Origin of the sequence: Succinimonas sp. (assembly GCF_045225735.1) — a bacterium.
GTDB lineage: Bacteria > Pseudomonadota > Gammaproteobacteria > Enterobacterales > Succinivibrionaceae > Succinimonas.
Genome location: NZ_JBGVBR010000001.1, coordinates 1 through 3,037, shown reverse-complemented (window position 1 = coordinate 3,037; position 3,037 = coordinate 1). Strand labels below are relative to the sequence as shown.

Annotated in this window: 1 protein-coding gene; it reads right to left on the bottom strand. The window is 53.2% G+C overall.

Annotated features, from left to right (window positions below; all coding sequences use genetic code 11):
- Positions 1–2,854 (bottom strand): contractile injection system protein, VgrG/Pvc8 family (locus ACJROR_RS00005; RefSeq protein WP_406545306.1); only part of this gene is annotated, 2,854 nt, incomplete at its 3' end.
- Positions 2,855–3,037: the final 183 nt, after the last annotated feature.

Below are 3,037 nucleotides of genomic sequence, written 5' to 3'. Positions count from 1 at the left end.
CAACGATGCTGTCTAAGGTGTCAAAGACATCTGCAGCAATCAGAATCAGAGACGGCGCTATATTGATCCAGGACTTGATGTTCTTGACAGAGTTGGTAGTACTTCTGAATCGTTCTACTGCTGCCCAGATGTCGCCTGCAAGGGTAAACGCATTGTTAGCATATCCGTTAACGTCATTGACGATGGTAGCGGCCAGATCTGCGTTATCGACGTCCGCAAAATCGTTCACAAGATTGGCGGTGAGGTTGCCCACTCCAAATACAAGATTGTCTGCCAGTTTTCCCAGAGTTTTCAGGAGGGCGGGGCCGCTCATATTGGTGATTTTGATCTTCGGGGCGGTCATGGACATTAGTCCGTTTTTGGTTCCTACAGAGCCTCCGAGACTGTCGCTGACAGTGGCGGAGATGAACCCGTTGGCGCTGAACTGGCAACCGGAAATCTTCACTCCGCCCGTGGGACTCAGAGTGATCTTGCTGTCCCACGGAAACAGAGATGTTCTGAAGTAGGCTGCTGCCAGGGCAATGGTATTGCCATTTATGCTGATAGTGTTGTTCCCCACCTGCAGCTGAATGGCGTCATCTGCTGTAAGGTAGAGCTTCTTGTCGGCATGGAGGTTAATGTTGCCCTCGGCAACGCTGGTGATGTCATCGGTGGCGGCATTTTCCAGACGGTTCCCGTATATGCGATGCGTTCCGTCATAAAACAGATCGCCGGAGACTGCTCCCAGCAGATCTCCCAGAATCTGATCCTTCATTTCGTCATCAGTTCCGGTGTATCTGGTGTTATTTTCATCATTCTTTATCTTGTCGTAGATGCTGTTAATCTGGCTGTTGACATCGGTAATATCCTTAATCTTGGTCACAATGTCGGCGGCAGATTGAGAGAGTGTCGTGTACGCCGTGTTAAGGTTCGATTCTGCTGTCTTAGTGTCGCTGCCATCCTGAACAGCTTTGTCCAGATCCTCCCGTTTACTGATAACATCTTCAAGGTTCGAACTGATTTTATCCTTGCAGTCATCGTAAACTTCGGTGACCTTGTTGGTATTGAATTTGTAGGCCAGACATTTCATGAACAGTTCCAGCCGGTTTTGCATGATGATGTATTCCACCAGCGCCGCAGAGCTTGAGAATCTGCTGAAGGAAAGGTACTGATTTTTAATGTCGCGGTTTGCGTTTGTCGGAACCTTGTCAGTGCCGGCAGCATTGGCGGCGCTGTCAGGGTCATATCCGGAGTTCAGGAACGAACTATGGAGGAGATCGTTTCTGAGCGCTGCGGAATAGGTTCTGAAGGCGCTGCCGTTCGGGAGATACCCCATGAAATAGTAGCTGCTCCCGGTATAAAGAAGCAGTACCTTTTCTCCCACTTTAGGAAAGTTTCCCAGGGGAGAGGCGCTTCCGGACATGCTTACGTAGTTTGCTTCGATGACGCTGCCGCCCTCCGGAAGGGCGTAAAACAGCGCCGGGAAAGCGGTGTCATCGTTTTCCGAGATAACAACAGTGCCCGGAGAATCGGTGGTACTGCCGGATTTGTCAGAGACCGTGGCCCTGACGATCATGGCATTATTGCCGGCATCCTCTTTCAGGATGGCGTTGCTCCCGAGATCCTGTCCTCCGGCTCTCAGGCTTTCCCGTCCCGGCCGGGGCATATCAGTGATGACGAAGGCTGTGGCGGGCGCGGGGTTTTCCGGAATGGGGCCGAAGCAGCACAGGGGGCCCAGAGTATCGCCGGTGTTTTCCGGAACGGGAACGGCCACGGCGGCAAGGCTGAGTTCATTCTCGTTTGCCGGAAAACTCTGGGCTTTCCGAAAGATTTTGGGGAAATTCAGGTTAAAGCTGAACCGGGTTCGTACCGTGAGATAGCGGGTTTTGCCGGTATCAAGGGTAATGCCGGAGGCCACCGCAAAATCCCGGGCGGTAATCAGAGTCCGGTTTCGGGACAGTCTGTCCAGAGCCGCGGAGGATTCCCTGATGAAGGCGTCAATGCTTTCTCCGGGATGATTGCCTTCCCCTCGCACCGGTTCAAAGCCGTTCCGGAAAAGGGGCGTCTTGTTCCGGGCGGTTCCGGCGTTTTTGCGAATGCTGCCGCTTCCCGCAATCCCCGTGCGCACCAGCCGATCCAGAAAGATAGCGCTGTCCGCGAAGAGTCTGTTTCCCGTTTTGCCGGTGCGGCAGGGGATTTCGGAACGTCCGGAGTGGGTATTTCCGGTGATCTCATGACCGTTTCCCGTGCGGTATCCCCGGGAGAAGACCACGGAGATCCCGGAGAACTCTTCTTCGGGGGCTTCCAGTTCAAAGATATAGTTGAAGCCGCAGTTAAAGCAGATGCGGTTTATGAAACTGAGGTCGGTTTCGTTGCTCTGCTGAACAATCTGGCCGCACTCTGGCATTTTGTCAAAAAGCTTCGGGTCAAAGAGACATTTCTGCTGGTATTCCCCGAAGATCTCAGTGATGATTTCAGCCGGAGTCTTGCCGGAATCAAAGCGCCGGGTGCGGGGCTCAAGTCCCATAAGCGCCATCTCCGGTTCAATGACGATCTCATAGCCGTAGCAGTCGGTTAAGAGTTCGTAGCCTTCCGGATCCGATATCAGCCCCAGAGCATTGTAGGAGGTGATCACCCCCTGAAACTTGCGGCCCCGGGAGAGGGCTCCCGTGGTGTCGTACTGCATAAGGGTGAGTTCGGTTTTTACCAGGAGACAGGATTCCAGATCTTCCGGGGTCAGCTCCGTATCTGAAAACAGCGCCACCTCGGCGCGGAACGGCAGGCTGATGCCCTCGCTTACTGCGCATCTGAAGGCAAAAGCTCCGGAAAGGGGGCAGTTTTTAATAAACGCTGCGGTGATTTCTTTCTTGAACATGACTGCTTTCTCCTGTTCGGAAAATATGCTGTGCTGTAATTGCTGACTGTGGGGACTGACAGGTCAGTTATCCTCTGAATTCAGGTACGGAAGAGGTGTTTTGAGGATCTTCTTCCGATATGCCCTCCGGCAGGGCCCTCAGTTCCGGTGTTTTATGGCAGGGCGGCTTTGAGATTTTCCGGG